The organism is Mycobacterium sp. NGS11 (genome assembly GCF_059813315.1).
Genome location: NZ_JCALEJ010000019.1, coordinates 1 through 19779, shown reverse-complemented (window position 1 = coordinate 19779; position 19779 = coordinate 1). Strand labels below are relative to the sequence as shown.

14 protein-coding genes and 1 riboswitch are annotated in these 19779 nt (G+C 67.5%); of the genes, 5 read left to right on the top strand and 9 right to left on the bottom strand.

Going from position 1 to position 19779, the window contains the following annotated elements; translation table 11 throughout:
* The first annotated feature begins 125 nt into the window (after positions 1–125).
* On the top strand, positions 126–2285 hold the full coding sequence (locus AC5Y4T_RS19005) for an elongation factor G-like protein EF-G2 (RefSeq protein ID WP_499917549.1): 2160 nt from the start codon (positions 126–128) through the stop codon (positions 2283–2285).
* Positions 2286–2291: 6 nt separating this feature from the next.
* On the opposite strand, the gene AC5Y4T_RS19000 is transcribed toward AC5Y4T_RS19005, so the two are convergent.
* A complete protein-coding gene (locus AC5Y4T_RS19000) occupies positions 2292–3878 on the bottom strand; it encodes a FadD7 family fatty acid--CoA ligase (RefSeq protein ID WP_499954839.1) in 1587 nt (528 codons plus the stop codon).
* 238 nt (positions 3879–4116) lie between these two features.
* Between AC5Y4T_RS19000 and oxc the strand changes: the two genes are divergently transcribed.
* Positions 4117–5868 (top strand): oxalyl-CoA decarboxylase, encoded by a 1752-nt coding sequence (gene oxc, locus AC5Y4T_RS18995; protein ID WP_499954837.1) that lies wholly within the window; start codon positions 4117–4119, stop codon positions 5866–5868.
* Here the strand turns inward: oxc and AC5Y4T_RS18990 are convergent.
* A complete protein-coding gene (locus tag AC5Y4T_RS18990; protein WP_499917546.1) occupies positions 5852–6784 on the bottom strand; it encodes a LysR family transcriptional regulator in 933 nt (310 codons plus the stop codon). The two genes, oxc and AC5Y4T_RS18990, sit on opposite strands and share 17 nt — an antisense overlap.
* A 384-nt stretch (positions 6785–7168) precedes the next feature.
* On the opposite strand from AC5Y4T_RS18990, the gene AC5Y4T_RS18985 reads away from it, so the two are divergent.
* On the top strand, positions 7169–7924 hold the full coding sequence (locus AC5Y4T_RS18985; protein WP_499917545.1) for a L,D-transpeptidase: 756 nt from the start codon (positions 7169–7171) through the stop codon (positions 7922–7924).
* Positions 7925–8174: 250 nt separating this feature from the next.
* On the opposite strand, the gene AC5Y4T_RS18980 is transcribed toward AC5Y4T_RS18985, so the two are convergent.
* Positions 8175–8786, bottom strand: coding sequence for a hypothetical protein (locus AC5Y4T_RS18980; protein WP_499917544.1), 612 nt, complete (start codon positions 8784–8786; stop codon positions 8175–8177).
* A gap of 182 nt (positions 8787–8968) precedes the next feature.
* Between AC5Y4T_RS18980 and AC5Y4T_RS18975 the strand changes: the two genes are divergently transcribed.
* Positions 8969–9913 carry an NADP-dependent oxidoreductase gene (locus AC5Y4T_RS18975; protein ID WP_499917543.1) on the top strand — a complete coding sequence of 315 codons (945 nt, stop codon included), beginning with the start codon at positions 8969–8971 and terminating at the stop codon, positions 9911–9913.
* On the opposite strand, the gene AC5Y4T_RS18970 is transcribed toward AC5Y4T_RS18975, so the two are convergent.
* Both AC5Y4T_RS18970 and AC5Y4T_RS18965 read right to left on the bottom strand, forming a co-directional pair.
* Entirely contained in the window at positions 9905–11695 is a 1791-nt protein-coding gene (locus AC5Y4T_RS18970) for an NRAMP family divalent metal transporter (RefSeq protein WP_499954835.1), read from the bottom strand. The genes AC5Y4T_RS18975 and AC5Y4T_RS18970 overlap by 9 nt on opposite strands.
* Before the next feature lie 109 nt (positions 11696–11804).
* Entirely contained in the window at positions 11805–12020 is a 216-nt protein-coding gene (locus AC5Y4T_RS18965) for a hypothetical protein (RefSeq protein WP_499954931.1), read from the bottom strand.
* Between the two features lie 232 nt (positions 12021–12252).
* A riboswitch (M-box (ykoK) riboswitch) is annotated at positions 12253–12432 on the bottom strand.
* A gap of 108 nt (positions 12433–12540) precedes the next feature.
* On the opposite strand from AC5Y4T_RS18965, the gene AC5Y4T_RS18960 reads away from it, so the two are divergent.
* Positions 12541–13200: an O-methyltransferase gene (locus tag AC5Y4T_RS18960; protein WP_499917541.1), complete on the top strand. Its 660-nt coding sequence runs from the start codon at positions 12541–12543 to the stop codon at positions 13198–13200.
* A 2-nt stretch (positions 13201–13202) separates the two neighbouring features.
* Here the strand turns inward: AC5Y4T_RS18960 and AC5Y4T_RS18955 are convergent, their stop codons facing one another.
* The 4 genes from AC5Y4T_RS18955 to AC5Y4T_RS18940 all read right to left on the bottom strand — a co-directional run bounded on the left by AC5Y4T_RS18955 (position 13203) and on the right by AC5Y4T_RS18940 (position 19743).
* Entirely contained in the window at positions 13203–15197 is a 1995-nt protein-coding gene (locus AC5Y4T_RS18955; protein ID WP_499917540.1) for an acyltransferase family protein, read from the bottom strand.
* 238 nt (positions 15198–15435) lie between these two features.
* Positions 15436–16863: an aldehyde dehydrogenase family protein gene (locus AC5Y4T_RS18950; protein WP_499917539.1), complete on the bottom strand. Its 1428-nt coding sequence runs from the start codon at positions 16861–16863 to the stop codon at positions 15436–15438.
* Positions 16864–16890: 27 nt separating this feature from the next.
* Positions 16891–18603: a thiamine pyrophosphate-binding protein gene (locus tag AC5Y4T_RS18945; RefSeq protein ID WP_499917538.1), complete on the bottom strand. Its 1713-nt coding sequence runs from the start codon at positions 18601–18603 to the stop codon at positions 16891–16893.
* Positions 18604–19743: a CaiB/BaiF CoA transferase family protein gene (locus AC5Y4T_RS18940; RefSeq protein ID WP_499917688.1), complete on the bottom strand. Its 1140-nt coding sequence runs from the start codon at positions 19741–19743 to the stop codon at positions 18604–18606.
* Between the last annotated feature and the right edge of the window lie 36 nt (positions 19744–19779).

Genomic DNA, 19779 nt, shown 5'->3' with positions numbered 1-19779 from the left:
GCCCACCGCCGTGGCGGCTGATTCGGTCCGACGGTCTTGTGGTCGACCGAAGTTGGGTGGATGGTAGCTAGATAGGTGCTGGCTAGGACAGCAATGGCGCGCCCCGGGCAACCTGGAGGAAAGTCATGGCCGACAGGACAAACGCTTCCCAAGGAGCGGGGAACGCTCCTACCGCCAACGGTCCCGACGAAATCCGCAACGTGGTGCTGGTCGGTCCGTCGGGTGGGGGCAAAACCACACTCGTAGAAGCCCTGTTGGTCGCCGCCGGTGTGCTGACCCGGAGCGGTTCGGTGGCCGACGGCAGCACGGTTTGCGATTACGACGACGCCGAGATCCGACAACAACGGTCGGTGGGCGTCGCGGTGGCATCCCTGTCGCACAACGGCATCAAGGTGAACCTGGTCGACACTCCCGGATACGCCGACTTCGTCGGCGAGTTGCGGGCGGGGCTACGCGCCGCGGATTGCGCGCTGTTCGTCATCGCGGCCAACGAAGGCGTCGACCAGCCCACCAAATCGCTTTGGCAGGAATGCGACCAGGTCGGCATGCCCCGCGCCGTGGTGATCACCAAGCTCGACCACGCCAGGGCAAATTATTCCGACGCGTTGGCCGCCGCGCAGAATGCGTTCGGCGACAAGGTTTTACCGCTGTACCTGCCTACCGGCCTGCCCTCCTGCCACGGCCTGATCGGGCTGTTGTCGCAAACGCGGTACGAATACACCGACGGCAAACGCACCGTGCAACCGCCGGACCCCTCCGACGCCGAGCAGATCGAGGAGGCGCGCGGCGCCCTGATCGAGGGAATCATCGAGGAGTCCGAGGACGAGTCGCTGATGGAGCGCTACCTCGGGGGCGAGGTCATCGACGAGTCCGTGCTGATCCAGGATCTCGAGCGCGCGGTCGCCCGGGGATCGTTCTTTCCGGTGATCCCGGTCTGCAGCGGCAGCGGCGTGGGCACCCTGGAGTTGCTGGAGGTCGCCACTCGCGGCTTCCCGTCGCCGATGGAACACCCGCTGCCGGAGGTCTTCACCCAGGTCGGTGCGCCGCACGCCAGCCTGACGTGTTCGCCGGACGCCCCCTTGCTCGCGGAGGTGGTGAAGACGACGTCGGACCCGTACGTCGGCAGGGTCAGCCTGGTCCGGGTGTTCGCCGGGACCATCAGGCCCGACACGACGGTTCATGTGTCGGGCCACTTTGCGTCGTTCTTCGGCACCGGCAACGGCAGTGGTCATGCGCATCCCGACCACGACGAGGACGAGCGCATCGGGGTGCTGTCCTTCCCGCTGGGCAAGCAGCAGCGCCCGGCGCAGGCGGTGGTGGCCGGTGACATCTGCGCGATCGGCAAACTGAGCCGCGCGGAAACCGGTGACACGCTTTCGGATAAGTCCGAGCCGTTGGTATTGAAGCCCTGGACCATGCCCGAGCCGCTGCTGCCGATCGCTATCGCGGCCCACGCCAAGACCGACGAGGACAAGTTGTCGGTGGGGCTGGGCCGGTTGGCCGCCGAAGACCCGACGCTGCGGATCGAGCAGAACCAGGAGACCCACCAGATCGTGCTGTGGTGCATGGGCGAGTCCCACGCGGGCGTGGTGCTGGAGGCGCTGGCCAACCGGTACGGCGTCACCGTCGACACCGTGGAACTGCGCGTTCCCCTGCGAGAGACGTTCGCCGGCAAGGCCAAAGGCCACGGGCGCCACGTCAAGCAGTCCGGCGGGCACGGCCAGTACGCGGTGTGCGACATCGAGGTGGAGCCGTTGCCGGAAGGTTCCGGGTTCGAGTTCGTCGACAAGGTGGTCGGCGGGGCGGTGCCGCGGCAGTTCATCCCGAGCGTGGAGAAGGGCGTGCGGGCCCAGATGGAGAAGGGCGTGCACGCGGGCTACCCGGTGGTCGATATCCGGGTCACGCTGCTCGACGGCAAGGCGCACAGCGTCGACTCGTCGGACTTCGCGTTTCAGATGGCGGGCTCGCTGGCGTTGCGGGAGGCCGCCGCGGTGACCAAGGTGGCGCTGCTCGAGCCCATCGACGAGATTTCGGTGCTGGTGCCCGACGACTTCGTCGGTGCGGTGATGGGTGATCTGTCCAGCCGGCGGGGGCGGGTGCTCGGCTCCGACACCGCGGGCAACGAGCGCACCGTGGTCAACGCCGAGGTGCCGCAGGTGGAGCTGACCCGCTATGCCATCGACCTGCGGTCCCTGGCCCATGGGGCCGCGTCGTTCACCCGGTCCTTCGCCCGCTACGAACCCATGCCGGAATCCGCGGCCGCCCGACTGAACGCCGCCGTCTAGAACTCCTCAGCTTTTGCGGCCGAACCGCTCCGTCACCGCGCGCCGGTCCAGCGAACCCTTCGCGGTGTGCGGCAACTCGGCGGTCAGTTGAAACTCGGCGGGCACCTCGAAGGGTGCCAGGCGGTCACGGCAGAACGCCGTCAGTTCGTCGGCCGTCGGGGCGGCGGATCCACGCGCGACGATGACCGCGGCCACGGACTCGCCGTACAGCTTGTCCGGCACGCCGAACACGCCGACCTCCAGCACGTCGGGGTGGGTGGCCAGGATGCCCTCGACGCGCTCCGGCGAAATCTTCTCGCCGCCCCGGTTGATGAGCTCCTTGATGCGGCCGCGGATGACGAGGTCACCGGCCGGCGACAGCGTTCCGAGGTCGCCGGTGTGCAACCACCCTTCGGTGAAGTTGGCGGCGGTGATGGACGGGTCGCCGAGGTAGCCGCGCACCACGGTCGGGCCGTGCAGCCAGACTTCGCCGACCGCGTCCGGCGGCAGCGCCTGGCCGTCGGGTCCGACGATCCGGATTTCCGGTCCGGTCGACCGGCCGACGAGTCCGGGTGTGGCACCGGGGTTTTCAGTGTGGCCGGCACCGCCGATGGCCGTCGTCGCCACCTGGTGGGTCGACTCGGTCATCCCGAAGGCGCACACCACCGGCGCCGAGAAGGTGTCGTGCAGCGCCTGCGCGGTCTCGGCGGTCAGCGGTGCGCTGCAACTGCGGATGAACCGCAGGGCGTGCGAGCCGCTCGGCTGCTCGGTTCGGGCGCGCTCCAGCAAGATCTGATGAATCGTCGGGACGGCGGTGTACCAGGTGGCCCCGACGGCCTCGATGTCGTCCCAGAAGGTGTGCGCCGAAAACTTTCCCCGCGCCGGCAGCAACACCGCTCCCCCGGACACCAGGGTGCCCAGCAGCGCGGCGAGCAGACCGTGCCCGTGGTAGAGCGGCATCACCGCCACCGTCGCGTCCTGTGCATCAAGCCCATAGCCCGCGATGATGGCCGCCACCGAGCGAGCGATGTTGTGGCGCGTCCACGGAACCATCTTGGGCACACCGGTGGTTCCGCCGGTGAACATGATCATGGCGTCGTGCTCGCGCAGCCCCTCCGGTGTCGACACGTCACGCCGGGGTGCCGCGGTGACGTCCAGGCTGACCGTCGCGGCGGTGCCGTCAGACCCGACGGCCACCGCGACCGGCCAGGACGGCAAGCCGTCCGGTGCGGTCGCATCGCTGTCGCCGGGCTGGTCGACCAGCACCGCCCGGGCGCCCACCGCCGCGCTACGGGCACGCTGTTCGGCGAGGGGCAGGGCCGGATCCAGCGGAACCACAACGAGATCCGCACGCGACGCCCCCAGTAGCCCGACGACGAATTCGGCGTTACTGCCGGCGCGCAGCGCCACCCGGTCGCCGCGCAGCAAGCCGGCGGCCTTCAGCTTCGCGGCCAGGTCATCGACCAGCCGGAGCAGATCGCGATAGTCGACCCGTAGGTGATCGGCGGTGACCACCAGCGCGCGCGCCTCCGGCGATCGGCGTGCCGCCGCCTCGACCAGATCGGCGATGCTCGCGGATTCTGTCGACCCCCCGCCGCCGTCATTCGACCCCATCGCCGAACTCCTTCCACTCTTGCCATCGATGCCACCCTGCCGGTCGGCTTTCTGGTGCGTCCAATACCGATTCGCTCACGATCGATAACCGGGGGCTATTAACTCCCGTAGTGTGGCCGTGACCTGTGACGATAGCCAACATAAATCGAGGGATAGTGCCCTCGTCTTGGACACGTGGGATGCGCCGGGGTCACAGTGATGGCCAAGGCCGTACCGCACAGCACCCGAGGAGTCGCCCATGTCCACCGCTTCGGTACCTCCGAACCCGAGGGGCCTGATCGACGGCTTTCACCTCGTGGTGGACGCGCTGATGGCCAACGACGTCGAGACGATCTACGGCATCGTCGGCATCCCGATCACCGACCTCGCCCGAGTCGCGCAGGCGTCGGGAATCCGCTACATCGGTTTCCGGCAGGAATCCTCGGCCGGCAACGCCGCCGCCGCCGCCGGATTCCTCACCCGGCGTCCCGGCGTCTGCCTCACGACCTCCGGACCCGGGTTCCTCAACGCCCTGCCCGCGCTGGCGAACGCCACGACGAATTGCTTTCCGATGATCCAGATCTCCGGCTCCAGCAATCGGGCGCTGGTGGACCTGCAGCGAGGCGATTACCAGGACCTCGACCAACTCAACGCGGCGAAGCCGTTCGCCAAGGCCGCCTATCGGATCAATCGGATCGAAGACATCGGGCGCGGGGTCGCGCGCGCCATCCGCACCGCGGTCTCCGGACGGCCCGGCGGCGTCTATCTGGACATCCCCGGTGAGGTTCTGGGTCAGGCCATGAACGCAGACGCCGCGGCGAGGACGGTCTGGCGCATCATCGACCCCGCCCCCCGACAGCTGCCGGCTGCGGACGCCGTCGAACGCGCGCTGGACGTGCTGGCTCAAGCGCAGCGACCGTTGATCGTGCTGGGCAAGGGCGCCGCGTATGCCCAGGCCGACAACGCGATTAGGAAATTCGTCGAGGCCACCGGAATTCCTTTCCTGCCGATGTCGATGGCCAAGGGGCTGCTCCCCGATTCGCACCCGCAGTCCGCCGCGGCCGCCCGGTCCCTGGCGATCTCGCGCGCCGATGCGGTCCTGCTGGTCGGCGCCCGACTGAATTGGCTTCTGGGACACGGGGAGTCACCGCAGTGGAGCCGTGACGCCAAATTCGTCCAGGTGGACATCGCCGCGTCCGAGTTCGACAGCAACCAGCAGGTCGCGCCGCTGGCCGGAGACATCGGCTCGGTGATGTCCGGGCTGTGTGACGGCCTGGCCGCCCGCCCGATCACCGCGCCGCCGCAATGGACGGGCGAGCTGGCCGAGCGCACGGCACGCAACGACGCCAAGATGCGCGAGCGCCTGGCCGAAAACCCGCACCCCATGCGGTTTTACAACGCGCTTGGTGCGATTCAGTCTGTGCTGCAGGACAACCGGGACGTGTACGTCGTCAACGAAGGCGCCAACGCGCTCGATCTGGCCCGCAATGTCATCGACATGGAGCTGCCGCGGCACCGGCTGGACACCGGAACCTGGGGCGTGATGGGCATCGGGATGGGATATGCCATCGCCGCTGCGGTCGAGACCGGCAAGCCGGTGGTCGCAATCGAGGGGGACAGCGCGTTCGGCTTCAGCGGCATGGAGATCGAAACCATCTGCCGCTACCGGCTGCCGGTGACCGTGGTCATCCTCAACAACGGCGGTGTCTACCGCGGTGACGAGGCCACACCCGGTGCGGCCGCCGCGAGATCCGACCCGGCCCCGACCGTGCTGAACGCCCGGGCGCGCCACGAACTGATCGCGGACGCGTTCGGCGGCAAGGGCTATCACGTCACCACCCCGTCGGAGCTGCGCACGGCGCTGACAGAGGCGATCGGCTCCCGGGCGCCCTCACTCATCGACTGCGAACTCGACCCGGCGGCGGGGGTCGAAAGCGGGCATCTGTCCAACCTGAACCCGGCCAGCGCCGCCACCGCCCCACCGGCGGCGGCGCTCAGCGACGGTGGGTAAGCCCCAGCAACTGCGCGTCGAAAAACTCGTTGAGCGAAAGCTGTTCGGCGGATGTGGCCAGCGCGCGGGCGATCGGCGATCCGGGTCCGCTCGAGCTGGTGGCCAGGGCGACATCGGCCTTGAGCACCGGGTCGACCATTTCCACCGCCCGGATGGCCGGCCCCAGCGGCGACGTCCACAGCCACGTGTGCGGCACGATCGACGCCCAGTTGCCCGCCGAGACCTGAGCGAATAACGATGCGACGGAATCGGTTTCGACCTGCGGGCTGACGGTGAGGGAATGATCGGCGAACGACTTGTCGATGATCTGGCGATCACGCATCGCGGTAGTGAGCAACGCCAGCGGCAGTTGCGCGGCCTCCACCCAGGTCATCGTCGTCGCGCCGGATCCCACCATGACCGCCGGCGCCAGCAGCACATATCGCTCCTGGTACAGCGAAACCAGATTCACGTCGTGTGCTTCTTCCGGCGCCGCATGCACGATGGCGGCATCGATCTCGAACTCGCGGAGCCGCCGGTACAGTTCGGTGGCCGCCAGCCGAGAGAGGATGTGCACCTTCACCAATGGGTGCGCCGAACAGAACGCGGAGAGCACCAGGGAAGCCGTGGTGGAGGCGGTGGGAACGGTGCCCAGCCGAAGTGTCCCGGTGACGCCCGAGCGTACGGCGTCCACTTCGGACTTGAACGCATCGTGTTCGGCGAGGATCCGCCTGGCCCACACCACCAGCCGCTCGCCTTCGGGAGTGAGGCCCTCGAAGCTGTGTCCGCGATTGATCAGCGTGACATTCAGTTCTCGTTCGAGCTTGGCGATCGCGGCCGAGAGCGCCGGCTGGGAGACAAAGCATTTCTCGGCCGCCCGGGCGAAGTGCCGCTCGGAAGCGACCGCCACAAAGTACTCCAGTTGACGGAACAGCACCCGCACTCCTCGGGTTCGGGCTGGGCCTCTCGGGCACCGATCCGCTGAGGCTAGCGCGTTGCCGACTGGCGGGCCAAGCCGAAGTTTGCGCCACCGCCATCGCGGCTATCCGTATGAATTCGGCCTTTCGGGCTGCTCGTAACACCGCGACCGCGAAAACCGAAGCGCTGGTACCGGTTTCACGCAACTGCGGCTCAGGCTTGCGCAACTTCCGCGGCACGCGGGACCCACCCGGATGCGCTCCGACGCGCGTGAACTCAATCGGTGATCAAATCGTTACCGTGACGACCGCGCCAAGCTGTCATTGTTTGCTGAAAACGGTGATCAGCGGGTAACCAGTAGAATATCGGTGTGCTAATCACGCCATCTCGAAGGGTGGACGCTATGCGTCGGGGTGTTCGTTATCTATTTGTTATGGTCGCGATCACAGCTGTGGGCCTGGTGGCACCGGTCGGTCGCAGCACCGCGGCCGTGCCACAACCACAGCCCGCCCCCGAGGTCGCCTCGATTTTGCCCGCTAATGGCGCCTCGGTGGGCGTCGCCCATCCGGTCGTGGTGACCTTCGCCGCTCCGGTGGCCGATCGGGCCGCCGTCGAACGGTCGATCCACGTCACGTCGCCCAGCGGCACCCCCGGACACTTCGAATGGATCCAGAGCACTGTCGTTCAGTGGGTACCCGACCAGTATTGGCCGGCCCACACCCACGTGCAGGTCGGCGTGCAGGCCCTGTCGACGGGCTTCGACACCGGCGATTCGCTACTCGGTGTCGCCAGCATCTCCAAGCACACCTTCACCGTGAGCAGGAACGGGGAGGTGCTGCGCACCATGCCGGCGTCGATGGGCAAGCCCAGCCGGCCCACCCCGATCGGCAGCTTCACGGCACTGGAAAAGCAGCGCACCGTGGTGATGGACTCGCGGACCATCGGTATCCCGCTCAGCTCGCCCGAGGGCTACAAGATCACCGCCTCCTACGCGGTGCGAGTCACCTGGAGCGGCGTCTACGTGCACTCGGCACCGTGGTCGGTCGATTCCCAGGGCTACGCCAACGTCAGCCATGGCTGCATCAACCTCAGTCCCGACAACGCCGCCTGGTACTTCAACGAGGTGAACGTCGGCGATCCTATCCAGGTCGTGGCCTGAGCGCCACCGCCTCATCGGCGGCGCGACCCGGGCTCCCCTACCGCCGGCACGGGCGCTGAAAGAAAGCGCGGGCTTTGCTGGGCGCCTACCCAATGCCGCAGCCGCGCCGTGGGTGCGCCGGCCCGATCGACGTGTTCCGTACCGCCGTGCCGGAGGCGAAAATCGTTGTGGACGACGACATTCCGCGTCTGTCGGCGGCGTGGACAGACGAGAACGTCGCGGATCTGGGCTTGGTGTAGTCGCTGCCAAGCTAGCCGGGTAGCCCTTTCTTCACCGCGGCATCCTGCTTGCGACCGATGTCGAGAGCGACGGCCGGATCGACCGGCTCGTTGGGCGGGCTGTCGAATTCCAGGGTGACCAGTGCCTTGCCTTCGGTGAAGACCAAAACGGTCATCGCTTGGGAGTTGTCCGGTGAGGTCCCCGAGATCATCACCCCGTTCGCGCCGACAGCAAGCGGTTGCCAACTACCGCTCACCTTGCCGTTGTAACTGCTTTGGGTGGAGGCTAATTCGGCGACCGCCGCGGGCGGATCGGCGGCGATGACGATGGTGTCCCACAGCCGCCGGCTGCTGTCCGCGTTGGCGAACAGCTGGGCGACGCCGGGCGCATTGTTGGGGTTGAGCAGGGGCGACTGCGGTGCTGTGAGCCCGCCGCCGACGTCGTTCGGCTTGATCAGCAGGGAGCCGTAGTCCGACGGCTGGACCGACGGCGGGCCGGTGACCGAGCTCGAACCGGTCGAAGCGGGAGAACTCGGCGCCGGCGCCGATGAGGGTTTGCCGTCGCCGCCGCATCCGGTGCTCGCGGCGCCGACCACGACGATGGCAGCGGCCCAGCCGGCGATGCCGATCCGATCAACTTGCACGCATGTCCTTCCACGTGTCATCGGTGTCCGGGCCTCCGCCGCGGCCCCCGACGCCGCCGGCGAAACACTGGTGTAAACCAGGGTCGCTACGAACATAGGCCCAGTCGACGCCCCCTGGGTAGCGGTTTGGCGCGCCTATGCTGGCGTGGACACGAGCATCCCCGCGCTGGAAGGAGATCGGTATGACGGCTGCAGCGGCGCGCGCAGTGCGGTTCGACCATTACGGGGGGCGTGAGGTGTTGTACGTCGCGGACATCGAGATGCCCTCCCCCGGGCCGGGCGAGGTCGTCGTCGAGGTGCGCGCGGCGGGGATAAATCCCGGCGAAGCCGGCATCCGGACCGGGGCGATGCACGAGATGTTCCCGGCGACCTTTCCCTCCGGCCAGGGCAGCGATCTGGCCGGCGTCGTCACCGCCGTGGCGCCCGGGGTCACCGAGTTTTCGGTCGACGACGAAGTCTTGGGCTTCAGCATGCGGCGGTCCAGCCACGCCACCCACACCGCGGTTCCCGTCAACCAGTTGATCCGCAAACCCGCCGAACTCAGTTGGGAGACGGCAGGTTCGCTGTACGTGGTCGGTGCGACCGCCTATGCTGCCGTGCGTGCCGTGGCGCCTCAAGCCGGTGAAACGATCGCCGTGTCGGCGGCCGCGGGCGGGGTGGGCAGCCTTGTCGTGCAGCTTCTGGCGTTGCGCGAGGCGCGAGTGCTCGGCATTGCGGGCCCGGGCAATGCCGGCTGGCTACGCGCGCATGGCGTCACCCCTATCGCCTACGGTGACGGGCTCGCCGAGCGGCTGCGTGACGCGGCACCGGACGGCATCGACGCATTCATCGACCTGTTCGGCCCTGACTACGTCCAGCTTGCCGTCGATCTCGGCGTGGCACCCGAGCGAATCGACACCATCATCTCGTTCCAGAAGGCGGGCGAGGTGGGCGCGAAGACCGAGGGCAGCATGGCAGCCTCGACACCCGAGGTGCTCGCCGAGATGGCCGACCTGATCGTTTCCGGCGCCATCGAATTCGACATCGCCGCGGCCTACCCGCTCGACCGGGTCGCCGACGCCTATGCCGAGCTCGAGCAGCGGCACACACACGGGAAAATCGTTCTGCTGCCGACCAACTCAGAATGAGGTGGCCGGCCCGACAACGCCGGCCTGCACGATCTTGATGATGACGAAAACGACGGCCACAACCAGGTAGCCCCGCAGGGTGAAGAGCCCCGCCCGGCGCATCGGTGACATCACTGGCCGATCGAGCAGCGCGAGGCTGGGGGTCTGCCAGCTCAACCGGTCCTGGCGCCGTACCGCCCGCCGCTCGGCACGCGTCAGCGACGAGGCGTCGTCGAGATCGTCGACCTCCCCCGGGTCGAGGCCGCCGCCGAGAGTGCGCACGATTGCTTCCGCCTCGGTCAGGTTCCGGTGTCGTCCGCCCACGATGATCATCACTGCACCGCCGACGACGCCGAGCACCGCACCGGTCGCGAGCCCGGCCTCGATGGTGGCGGTGGAGAGGCTGGGGAAGAAGGTGGCCGCCGTCAACGCCAGCGACAGCAGCACCAGGCACCACACGATGGTCCACGCAATGATGTTCTGCCGCACCGTATTCACCCACGGTCCCAGCACAGCCCGATCGTTGCACAACAACACCAAGAAGACCGTGGCCGAGGGCAGCAGCACGCCGGCCAGTGCCTGGACTCCCTGGGTCACCAGGCCCAGGATGTGGTCGGGGCTGAAGGAGACCGCTGCCGACACCGCCAGCAGTATCGCGTAGCCGCCGTAGAACAGCGGGGCCTCGCGGATCTTCCAATGCAGCGAGTGGCGCTTACCCATGGCATCACCGACCGCATACGTGGTCGCCAGGCCGACGGCATTGGCGCCGATCAGCGACGCGTCCAGCAGGACGATCGCGAACAGCACGCCCACCGTGGGGCCAAGATGCGTCGACAACCCCGACGCGACCGCGCCCGCATCGGTGAAGTGGCCCGCATCGGCCGTGCCCGTCAACCCGAACGCCGCGACGGCCATCAGCGCCGTCGCGCCGACCATCACCACGACGATTCCAATGGCCAAATCCGCTCGGCCGTAGGGAATCCAGCGGGCCGTGATGCGCTTGTCCACCACATTGGACTGCTGGAAGAACAGCTGCCACGGTGCGACCGTAGTGCCCACGATCGCGACCACCAGCAGCAACACCGTCGAGTTGAGCCCACCGGGAAACTGCGGGATGAGCCCGGCCGCGGTGGCTTTCGGGGTCGGATGCACCAGCAAGACCATCGGGAAGATCAGCACATTCACCGCAATCAGGAGGAACATCAACCTCTCCCAACGGCGGAACGATCCGCCCGCCACCGCGGCGAACAGCAGGACGGCCGCGGCGGGAACGGCGACGATCTTCGGGCAACCCAAAAACCCGAGAGCCAGTGAGACGCCGATGAATTCGGTGACGATGGTCAAGGCGTTCAGGATCAACAAGTCAGCGACGCTGAAGGCGCCCCAGAACTTGCCGAACCGCTCGAATATCAAGCGCGCGTGCCCAACCCGGGCCACTGCGCCTAGTCGCAGCACCATCTCCTGGTTCACGTACAGCACCGGAATCAGCAGTGCCAGCGTCCACAACAGGCCCATGCCGTAGTTCTGGCCGGCCTGCGCATAGGTCGCGACGCCACCGGCGTCGTTGTCGCCCACCATGACGATCAGTCCCGGTCCGGTGATGACCGCCAGTGTGCGCAGGCGCCGCCAACGCCCGCTGAAAGCCCCGTCCCCGTCGCGCCGGATGCGCCCGAACGCCCCGACGATGTCGCCGGCGTGCGCGGAATCCAGCTCGGCCGCGCGTTGCGGCGCGGAGCGTGCGCCTTCCGGCGCGGCAGCGGCCCGACCGGCCACCGGGGTGCGGCGGTCGTAGATCGAAGTCATCGAATCCTCGCTATCTCGAGCGGTTTTCAGCCACCAGTGAGGCGGTTGCGGCGCTCAACGTGCCTGCGGCGGCGAGCGGAGCTGTGCCGCCCGCCGCCGGGGCAGCATTTCAACGGTGGCTGCCGTCGGGACCCGAGACGTGGCCGCCCAGCGACGCGGTGACCATCGCGACCGGCATCCTCGAGACGTACAGGTTGGCGCGCTCCTGCGGGGTCAGGCTGGCGCGCAGGTGAAACCTGTTGGCCAGCAACCGGCCTGCACGCAGCATCGACCGGCCGCGCATCCCGGAGGCAGCGGAAAAACGGTGCATAACAGCAAAAGCCATGATCTTCTCCTGACGGAGGCCCGGTCGGCGTCGGCACGGCGCGTCAGCCGCGAAACCAAGCGAGGTCAGGCGGTGCGAGAAATGCCGGAACCGGATCGGGACAAGACGGATTTCGGATAGGGACTATCGCCGGGACTCATCTCGCCCTCACCTCCTCACGGCCGGGACACACGCGGGTGTCACTACATTCACCTGAACGGGAGAGGCGGAAATGACCGACAGTGCAGCGCCGGCCGCACCCCTCTCGTCGGAGCTTCGGCACTGCACGGCGTATCCAGACCCAGCCGATGGTCCAGAAGCCACTTGGGCTCAACCCTTAGTCCGGGAAGAGCTGTCCTGACCCGGGGCGTCTCTCGACGTTCGGGGTCAGTGGCCTGTGTCCATGCAGACGCCTCACCTACCGAGGTGCTTGCGGGGTCCATAGTGACACCGGGTCCGCAAGCTCGTCAAACCGCTTAACGGTTTCCTGACGGTTGCGCGCCCGGGCACCGCTCATGGGAAAAAGCCTAGGCTCAAACACATGACCACAACCTTGCAGGATTCCCGGGTCGCATCGACGCTCGACCGCATGTACGCCGAGTCGAAGAATCAGATGTCGCTGTTGCGTGAGCGGCGCGGCACCTTCGATCGGCCGATGACCACGCGAGAACGCACCGAGGCGATGAGCGAGTTCTACATTCCAGTGACACCGGAAGCCGGCCGGCTGCTGTATTCGCTGGTGCGAGCCACCCGCCCGGCCACCGTCGTGGAATTCGGGATGTCCTTCGGCATCTCCGCCCTGCATCTGGCCGCGGGGGTGCGCGACAACGGCGCCGGCCGGGTGGTGACCACCGAGCTCAGTGAGACCAAGATCGCGGCGGCGAAGAAGACATTCGCCGAGACGGGCCTGGACGATGTGATCACGATCCTGGAGGGCGACGCGCTGACCACGCTGGAAAGCCTGGACGGCGCAATCGATTTCCTGCTGCTCGACGGTTGGAAGGATCTGTATCTGCCCGTGATCGAGCTGCTGGAGCCTCGCCTGTCCACGGGTGCGCTGGTCATCGCCGACAACGCCAGCTCGGCCGACATGGCGCCCTATCTCGATCGCGTCCGCAACCAGGACAACGGCTACGTCAGCTTCAACTTCCAGGTCCGCGACAGCGACAGCATGGAGATCAGCTGCCGCACAAGCGGTTAGGGCTACCTCAGCGATTCCTCGAGCCACGGCGTCAGCCACTTCACCCCTTCGGGGGTGAGGTGGACGCCGTCGCTGCGCACCTTGATGCCGTCGACCTTGGCGGTATAGACCCCGTCGGGGCACAGCTTCTTGTTCAGGTCGAGGATCGCGACGTTGGGATGGTGGCTGACGGTCTTGCGCAACATGGTGTTCCACAGGTTGGCCCGGTCCGGCTGGTCCTCCGGATACAGCCGACCGTCCGGCTTTTCGCCACCCCGGCTGTAGGGGACGGTCGCGACCACCACGTGCACACCGGTAGCGCCCACGATGGTCAGCGCCCGTTCGAGCTCGCCGTTGAGGTAGGCGTCGAAGGTCGGGTCGCCGATGTGAGTCCACTGGCCTTCGTTGACCCGGTCCACCGTCTCCCAGCGGCCGATGACCAGCAGCGCGACGTCCGGCTGATCCCGGCTGACCTGTGTCGACCAGCGAATCGGCCAGCCATCGCATTCGGACCGTTGCTCCAGGGTCTGGCCGATGTAGCGGTACGGCGTGCCACGCACCAGGCTGCATCCGATGACGGTGTGGTCGAGGAAGGCGAACCCGGGTGTCGGGGGCAGGTAGTGCATCCACGTCCACCCGATCGAATCACCGAACACCGAGACGGTGAACGGCCGGTTGGCATCTCGGGGCCGGCTCGGGCCGGGCGGCGACGGCGAGACCGCCGCGACGGCCGAGACGCCGGGCGGCAGACCGGCCTCACGCAGGCCGGGCCCGGTGCCCACCGGGATCACCAACAGCGTCACCGCGGCCGCGCTGGCCACGGTCGCGGCCGCCAGCGGCAGCAGCGGTACCCGCGCCGGTCGCCAGCGCCGAATGGGTTGTTCGAGCAGCCAATACGACGTTGCGGCCGCCAGTAGCGTGGCACCGCACCGCGCGGCGAACAAGGGCAGGCCGGACCATCCGGTGCGTTCGCCGTTGAGCGCCAAAAAGATTGGCCAATGCCACAAGTAGACGCCGTAGGAGATGGTTCCCAGCCACACCAGGGGTGGCAACGCGAGCGCGCGGGCCACGATTCCGCGCTGCTCCAGCGCGACGGGTGCGATCACGATCACCGCCGCGATCGCGACTCCGATCAGCAAGCCGAGGCGGAATTCGCCGCTGGCCCCGGTCGCGTAGTGGGTCGCCGCCGCCAGTCCCCCCATACCGAACAGCGGCAGGATCCGGGCGACCCGGCGGCCCCACCGGGTGCGGATCATGCACCAGCCGCGGTTCATCGACGGCCAGTCCCGCACCAGGAGCGCGGCCGACGCGGCGCCGACCAGCAACGCCTGCGCACGGGTGTCGGTGCCGAAGTAGATTCGGTCGCGAGTGCCATTGGACGCCAACACGATGGCGAGCGCCGCCGAAGCCAGCGCGCCGAAGGTGGCTATCAGGAACGTCGCGAACCGCACACCGCCGACGGTGGCTCGGGACGAGCGGCGCCTCGCGCGCGCGGCGAGCAGCAGGGTCACGGCGATGAGCAGCACCGGCCAGACGAAGTAGTACTGCTCCTCCACCCCGAGTGACCAGGTGTGCTGTAGCGGCGAGGGCGGCGCGCCCTGGGTGAAGTAGTCGGTCTTCTGGGCGACGAACCGCCAGTTCGCCATCCACACGAAGGCCGCGATGGCGTCGTCGCGCAGGCCGGTCAGCGACCGGTCGGGCAAGAGCTGACGGGCGGCGGCCACGGTGAGCACCATGAGCACCAGTGCGGGCAAGAGCCGGCGCGCACGCCGGATCCAGAAGCCGGTCAACTCGATACGGCCGGTGCGCCCAAGCTCGTCCAGCAGCAGCGAGGTGATCAGGAACCCGCTGAGGACGAAAAACACGTCGACGCCGATGAATCCGCCACTGACGCCCGGGATCCCGCCGTGCCCGATGAGCACCAGCGCGACCGCGATCGCACGCAGCCCGTCGAGCGCCGGGATTCCGCTGGCCCGCTCGGGCCGATCCCAGATCGCCAGCCGGCCGACGCGACGCACGGGGGCCACCCACCGGGGGCGAGTGCGACGAGCCGGTGCGGGGTGAAACCCGCCCGGCTCTGTGCTTGCTGTCAGCGCGCCGTAACTACCATTTCGCCCGGCGCCATGGTTGATGCCGATACGTCGCTGCCCCTCCTGTTGATTTCAGCAAGCCAGCCTAGAGGCGGGCGCACGGGATCAGGTGGAGGACACGCGACGTGTTTTCCGCCGCGCTGCGTTCGGATTTCGGGTGGGCGCGTCAGCCCTTGCCGGGGGCGTAACCCAGGGTGCTCTTGACCTCCAGATACTCGTGGAAGCCGAACTCGCTCCATTCCCGACCGTTGCCGCTGTGCTTGTAGCCGCCGAACGGTGCGTTCATGTCGAATGCGTGATTGATGGTCACCCATCCCGCGCGGATCTTGCGGGCGATCTCGCGCGCCGTGTCGAGGTCGGCGCCCGAAACGTAGCCGGCGAGGCCGTATTGGGTGTCGTTGGCGATCTCGACGGCGTGGTCGAGGTCGTCGTAGCCGAGAATGCACAGCACCGGCCCGAAGATCTCCTCGCGCGCGATCGTCATGTCGTTGGTGACATGGGCGAAGACGGTGGGTTTGACGTAGTACCCCGTGTCGAGTCCCTCCGGCCGGCCCGGGCCCCCCGCGACCACGGTCGCGCCCTCGTCGATGCCCTGCTGAATAAGGCGCTGAACCTTCTCGAACTGTGCCCTCGACGCGACCGGACCGATGGCGGTCGCGTCGCCGCTGCCCACCTGGACTTGTTCGGCGACCTCACGCGCGATGTCAATGGCCTCGGCCATCCGGGAATTCGGGACCAGCATGCGCGAGGGGGCGTTACAGCTCTGTCCGGAATTGGGCATCATGTTGGCCACGCCGGCCTTGACGCCCTGGGCGAAGCCACTGTCGTCGAGGACGATGTTGGGGCTTTTGCCGCCGAGTTCCTGGGTCACTCGCTTCACGGTCGCGGCGGCATTCGTGGCCACATCGACACCGGCGCGGGTGGATCCGGTGAAGGACACCATGTCGATGTCGGGATGGCTCGCCAGGGCCACGCCGACCCCCGGGCCGTCGCCGTTGATCAGGTTGAACACCCCGGCCGGTACGCCGGCGGCATCCAGGATCTCGGCGAAGATGTACGGCGAATAGGGGGCCACCTCAGAGGGTTTCAGGATGACGGTGCAGCCGGTCGCCAGCGCCGGGTAGACCTTGACCGCGACCTGGTTTATCGGCCAGTTCCAGGGGGTGATCAACCCGCAGACACCGATCGGCTCCTTGGCGATCAGTGTCGCCCCTTTCTGTTCGGAGAATTCGAAGTTCTTCAGCGCGTCGATGGCCGTGGTCAGGTGACCGATCCCGAGGAAGACTTGCGGCCCGGCGGCCAGCGAGGGCGGCGCGCCGATTTCTTCGGTGACAGCCTCGGCGAGATCGTCGGCGCGCTTCTGGTATTCGGTGAGGATGGCCTGCAACAGGTCCAGGCGCTGTTCGCGGGTGCTCTGCGACCAGCTGGAGAAGGCCCGGCGGGCGGCATTGACCGCCACGTCGACGTCAGCCGCCGACCCCAGCGAGATTTTCCCGGAAACCTGCTCGGTTGCCGGGTTCTCCACGTCGAATGCATTGGGCCGCAACGGGTCGACCCATTGTCCGTCGATGTAGAACTTCAGGTATTCGCGCATGACATCGGTCCTTTTCTTACTGTGGGCTTACTGAGTGCCTTCGGCGTACCAGGTGCGGAATCGGTCGTACTTCGGCATCTCTTCGGAATTGGCCTTCGGATCGATGCACACGTGCACTACACCGACTTTGCCACTGGCATAAGCGCGGGCGATCGCCGGGCCGATCTCGGATTCCTTCTCGACATACTCGCCGTGGCAACCGAAGCCCTCGGCAACCTTGTCCATCCGGACGTCCTTGCTCCAGTGCACACCGGGCTGCGGCGAGGGCTGGGAGAAGGTGCGCTTGTACACACCCACCTCCAAGCCCCATTGGTGGTCGACGCCCACCACGCACACCAGCGGAAGGTTCTGCCGCGCAGCGGTTTCCAATTCGGCGATGTGGAAGAGGAACGCCGAATCGCTGGTCAACAGCATCACCGGCCGCTTTCCACCCTCGGCGACAGAGGCTCCGACCGCATACGGCAGGCCGGTGCCGAGGTGGCCGAAGTTCTGGTTCCAGATCACGTCGCGCGGCTTGGACTGCGAGTAGGTCCATTGAAAGATCACGGTCGCACCGCCGTCGCGCACGAGGATGCCGTCGTCGAGTTCGTTGAACGCCTTGGTCGCCTCGACGACATAGCGCGCGGGATGAATCGGCGAACGCCCGGACGGTGCCGATTCAGCCATATCCGCAAGCTCTTTCGTGTCCTTGTCGATCAGGGCCTGCAGCGCGGGTGCGGGGTTGCGCGGGGAATCTTTGAGGGCGGAGACCAGTTGCGGCACGACACCGCGCAGATCGCCGACCAGCGCCACGTCGACCGGCCGGTTCACGCCGATGGCCGTCGGATCCTGCTCCACGAGCACCCATCTGCGGTTCGCGTCGTTGCCGGCCCAATGCTGCGTCCGGCCGTAGTGCATGGGCTCACCGAGTTCGGTACCCAGCGCGACGCACAGGTCGGATTCCTCGACCGCCTCGTTGGCGGCCGGCGAGAACAAGTATGGGAACGTCCGCTCCTGTAGTCCCGGGATGAACGAGGTGCCGCCGGAGGTCTGGATCACCGGGCAGGCCATCAACTGTGCCAGCTCCTTGACCTGCTGCTGGGTCCGGGAGGTGTGCACGCCGTGGCCGACCAGCAGCACCGGGCTTTTGGCCCCGCGGATCAGCTTCACGGCCTCGGCCACCTCGCGGGTGCCGGCGCCCTGGTTGACCAGCCGGTAGGCCGACGGGCTCGGCGCGGCGCCCACCTCGAGTTCCTCGAGGATGACGTGCGACGGGAACTCGACATAGGACGGTCCCGGGGTGCCGGACATCGACCTGCGGATGGCCTCGTGGATGATCTCGTCGGTCTGGTCGGCGTATTCGATCGAGCTGCTGTACTTGACCGACGCGGCGAAAAGCGGTTCCTGCTGGACGAATTGGATGCGCCCACGCCGGACCCGACGCTCGGTGACCCGGGCCCGCTGCCCGCCGAGGAAGATCACCGGCGAGTTCTCCACCAGCGCGCACTGGATCGCACCGGCGATGTTGGCCATGCCCGGGCCGAGGGTGCCGATGCACAGGCCGGGCTTACCCGTCATCCGCGACGCCGCCTCGGCCATGAATCCCGCGCTCAGCTCGTGATGCGGCGCGACCACCGACCACCCGCGGGCGTCGGCCTCGGCGAACATGTGCACGAAGTTCGGGTCGGGTATGCCGAACAGCGTGTTCACGCCCTCCGCCTCGAACAGGTCGAGGATCCTCCGATAAACCGGCACGCCCATTTACAGTTCCTTTCCCTCGCGAGCGCCAATTTCGGCGAGTACTTCTTCGGTATCGGCGCCGAGTTCTGGCGCCGGCCCGGCGACGTGGCCCGGTGTCTGCGAGAACCAGGTGGGCACCCCCGGGAAGCGCACCGGCCCGTGCGGGCTGTCCACCGTCTCGAACATGCCGACGGCGTTGAGATGCGGATCGTCGAACAGAGCCTCCGGTGTGTTCAGCGGCGCCGCCGGAATCTCGAGGTCGCGCAGCAGCTGCAGCCACTCCGCGGTGGTCCGCTCCTTCATGGTCTCGGCCAGCAGTCCGTAGACGGTGTCGATCTCGCGGGCGCGCTGTTCCAGCGTCGCGTACAACTCGCTGGCCCACGGCGGCTGAACGGCTTTCATGAAGGCGTTCCAGTGCTTGTCGTTGTAGATCAGCGCGGCGATGTAGCCGTCGCTGGTCCGGTACGGGCGGCGGTTGGGCGCCACCGTTCGCGGATACACCGCCGGCCCGAGGGGCGGGTCGAACAGGGCGCCGTTGGCGTGTTCGACGAGCATGAACGAGGCCATGGTCTCGAACATGGCGACTTCGACCTCTTGGCCCTGGCCGGTGCGCTCACGATGGAACAACGCCATGGTCGTCGCGTACAGCGCGGTCAGCCCGGCGATCTTGTCGGCCATGATGGTGCCGACGTAATCGGCCTCGCCGGTCAATTGCCGTTGCACCGCGGGCAGGCCGCACTCGGCCTGGATCGTGTCGTCGTAGGCGGGGCGGTCGTGGTCGGGGCCGCGTCGACCGTACCCGTAGCAATTGGTGTAGATGATTGCGGGATTGATCGCGGCGACGTCGTCATAACCGAAGCCGAGTTTGGTGATCGCCTTGGCGCGCATCGAGTGGATGAACACGTCGCCGGTCTCGACGAGAGCGCGTAGCGCGCGCGCCCCGGCGTCGGTCTGCAGGTCCAGCACGACGCTGCGCTTGCCGCGGTTGACGTTGACGAACACCCCGCTCATGCCCGGTGCCGGACCCACCGAGATGTAGCGGGTGTTATCCCCTTGCGGCGGTTCGACTTTGATGACGTCTGCACCCATGTCGGCCATGATCTGCGTGCAGTACGGCCCCATCACCATCGCGGTGAGGTCGATGACGCGCAGCCCCGCCATCGGGCCGGTCGGGCTAGCCATTGAGCGCCCCCTGGT

Coding starts and splice junctions, on each gene's coding strand:
- AC5Y4T_RS19005 (WP_499917549.1), top strand. CDS start 126: ATGGCCGACAGGACAAACGCTTCCCAAGGAGCGGGGAACGCTCCTACC.
- AC5Y4T_RS19000 (WP_499954839.1), bottom strand. CDS start 3,878: ATGGGGTCGAATGACGGCGGCGGGGGGTCGACAGAATCCGCGAGCATC.
- oxc (WP_499954837.1), top strand. CDS start 4,117: ATGTCCACCGCTTCGGTACCTCCGAACCCGAGGGGCCTGATCGACGGC.
- AC5Y4T_RS18985 (WP_499917545.1), top strand. CDS start 7,169: ATGCGTCGGGGTGTTCGTTATCTATTTGTTATGGTCGCGATCACAGCT.
- AC5Y4T_RS18975 (WP_499917543.1), top strand. CDS start 8,969: ATGACGGCTGCAGCGGCGCGCGCAGTGCGGTTCGACCATTACGGGGGG.
- AC5Y4T_RS18970 (WP_499954835.1), bottom strand. CDS start 11,695: ATGACTTCGATCTACGACCGCCGCACCCCGGTGGCCGGTCGGGCCGCT.
- AC5Y4T_RS18965 (WP_499954931.1), bottom strand. CDS start 12,020: ATGGCTTTTGCTGTTATGCACCGTTTTTCCGCTGCCTCCGGGATGCGC.
- AC5Y4T_RS18960 (WP_499917541.1), top strand. CDS start 12,541: ATGACCACAACCTTGCAGGATTCCCGGGTCGCATCGACGCTCGACCGC.
- AC5Y4T_RS18950 (WP_499917539.1), bottom strand. CDS start 16,863: ATGCGCGAATACCTGAAGTTCTACATCGACGGACAATGGGTCGACCCG.
- AC5Y4T_RS18945 (WP_499917538.1), bottom strand. CDS start 18,603: ATGGGCGTGCCGGTTTATCGGAGGATCCTCGACCTGTTCGAGGCGGAG.
- AC5Y4T_RS18940 (WP_499917688.1), bottom strand. CDS start 19,743: ATGGCGGGGCTGCGCGTCATCGACCTCACCGCGATGGTGATGGGGCCG.